This is a genomic window from Bacillus cereus group sp. BfR-BA-01355 (genome assembly GCF_022663675.1).
Taxonomy (GTDB): domain Bacteria; phylum Bacillota; class Bacilli; order Bacillales; family Bacillaceae_G; genus Bacillus_A; species Bacillus_A thuringiensis_S.
Genome location: NZ_JAKUFY010000231.1, coordinates 1 through 2,749, shown reverse-complemented (window position 1 = coordinate 2,749; position 2,749 = coordinate 1). Strand labels below are relative to the sequence as shown.

The window sequence follows — 2,749 nt, the reverse complement described above, 5'->3', positions numbered from 1 at the left end:
TATTCTATTTGAAATAGAAAAAAGCCAAACTACAGTCGCTTCTGTTACAGCAAAAAACGCTTTAATTAAAGGTGACATTACGTTAACAAAAGTGGATGATACTGATGGCACTACCCTTGAAGGTGCGGTATTCAAAATTGTTAACGACAAAAATGAAGATGTCCGTACAAACTTAAAAACAGAAAAAGATGGAACTTTGACCGTTAAAGATTTAGATCCTGGTGATTATCAATTTATTGAGACAACACCACCTAAATACTATGACTTAAATAAAGAACCAATTCCGTTTACAATCGAGAAAAGTCAAACAAGCATTATCTCAATTACTGCAAAAAACAGTTTAACTACAGGTGCTGTTGAGCTATTAAAAGTCGACGAATTTGATAAAAAGACTCCTCTTGCTGGAGCTATGTTCAAAATCGTGAATGATAAGAACGAAGACGTTCGTACAGAATTAACTACCGACACAAACGGAACTGTTAAAGCTTCTGACTTACGTCCAGGCAAATACAAATTTATTGAAACAAAAGCTCCTGAACATTATGAACTGCGATCAACACCAATTGAATTTACAATTGAGAAAGGTCAAAAAACACCGATTGTTATTACAGCTGAAAATGGTCTACTACCAGGCGATGTTGAACTAACAAAACTCGATGATACTGATGGCACTGCACTTATAGGTGCCGTATTCAAAATCGTTAATAATAAAAATGAAGATGTCCGTACAGAATTAGTTACGAATCAGGAAGGTAAAATTATTGCTACTGGTTTACGTCCAGGTAACTATAAATTTATCGAAATGAAAGCTCCTGAGCATTATGCCTTAAATAAAACACCTATTGAATTTACAATTAAGGAGAGCCAAGCGACTGCTATTAACGTTACAGCTACTAACAGCTTAACAAAAGGTGGTATTGAATTAACAAAAGTTGATTCTGTAAATGCTAAGGAAACCCTTGAAGGTGCAGTATTTAAAATTGTTAATGACAAAGGTGAGGATGTTCGTACGGAACTTACTACTGATAAAGACGGTAAATTAGTAGTACAAGACTTACGTCCGGGTAATTATAAGCTAATCGAGACGAAGGCTCCTACTTATTACGATGTAAATGAAGAACCAATTGAATTTATAATTGAAAAGAGTCAACAAAAACTCATCCCTATTACTTTCAAAAATAGTTTGACGAAAGGAAAGGTCAAATTAATTAAAGAAGATGACGTGGAGAGCGCGAAAGCTCTTGCTGGCGCTGTATTCACATTACAAGACGCAACTGGCAAAGAAATTATGAAAGATTTAATAACAGATGCACACGGAGTATTAGTCATCCCTGATTTAGCACCAGGCGATTATCAATTTATTGAAGTGAAAGCTCCTGAACATTATAAATTAGATCAAACACCTATTAAGTTCACAATTAAAAAAGGTAGTAAGGAAGATCTTCCTATCCCTGTTACTGTAAAAAACAGTTTACTTACAGGTGGCGTCACTTTAACAAAAGTTGATGATGTTGATGGCACTACTCTTGAAGGTGCAGAATTTATAATCGTTGACGCTCATGATACTAAAAAGGTAATTCGCAAAGGTTTAACGACTGATAAAAACGGTAAAATTACTGCTTCTGATTTACGTCCTGGAGACTATCAATTTGTTGAAGTAAAAGCTCCAAAAGACTATACCTTAAGCAAAGAGCCTATTCCGTTCACTATCGAAAAAAGTCAAAAAGAGAATATTACTGTTACTGCTACTAACAGTTTAAAGAAAGGTGCAGTAACATTAACAAAAATCGATGACATCGATCGTACGATGCTCGAAGGTGCAATCTTTAAGATTGTTGATATGAACGGTAAGGAAGTTCATACGAATCTTGTTACAGATAAAAACGGAAAAATTTCTGTTTCTGATTTACGCCCTGGAGACTATCAGTTCATTGAAACAAAAGCTCCTGAGCACTATGTATTAGAAGAAACACAAATTCCGTTTACAATTGAAAGAAGTCAAACGAAAGAGATCAATGTTACAGGTAAAAATGCTTTGAAAAAAGGTAGCGTTGAACTAACAAAGATTGACGATATTGATATAAATACAAAACTTGCTAACGCCGTATTTAATTTATTAGATGCAGACGGAGAGCTAGTTGAAGAAGGCTTAAAAACAAATGATGAAGGTAAAATTGTTGTTGAAAATCTACGTCCTGGTACGTATCAATTCGTTGAAACAATTGCTCCTGAACATTACGTTTTAGATAAAAAACCTATCGTATTTACAATTAAAAAGAGCCAAACTGAAGCTCTTCATGTCACTGCTACAAATGCTTTAACAAAGGGTGCTGTTAAACTTTCTAAAGTAGATGATGTTGATGCCACTGTTCTTAAAGATGCAGTATTTAAAATTGTTAATATGAACGGTGATGTAGTTCATAAAGACCTTGTTACAAATGAACAAGGACTAATCGAAATTAACGACCTACGTCCTGGTGATTACCAATTCATCGAAACGAAAGCTCCTAAGGATTATGTTTTAGATGAAACACCAATCAAATTCACTATTGAAAAAGGACAGAAGAAATCTATTTCTTTAACTGCTACAAATAGCTTAAAACAAGGTAGTATCGAATTACTTAAAGTTGATGATTTAAACGATCAAACAAAACTTGCCGATGCGGTATTTAATTTACTAGATCAAAATGGCAAGGTACTTAAAACAGATTTAAAAACAAACAGTGAAGGTAAAATCGTTGTCGAAAAC

At 34.2% G+C, this 2,749-nt stretch carries 1 protein-coding gene; it reads left to right on the top strand.

Translation table 11 applies throughout. The annotated features are described in order from the left end of the window. Positions 1–2,749 (top strand): MSCRAMM family protein (locus MR167_RS31140; protein WP_255787488.1); only part of this gene is annotated, 2,749 nt, incomplete at both ends.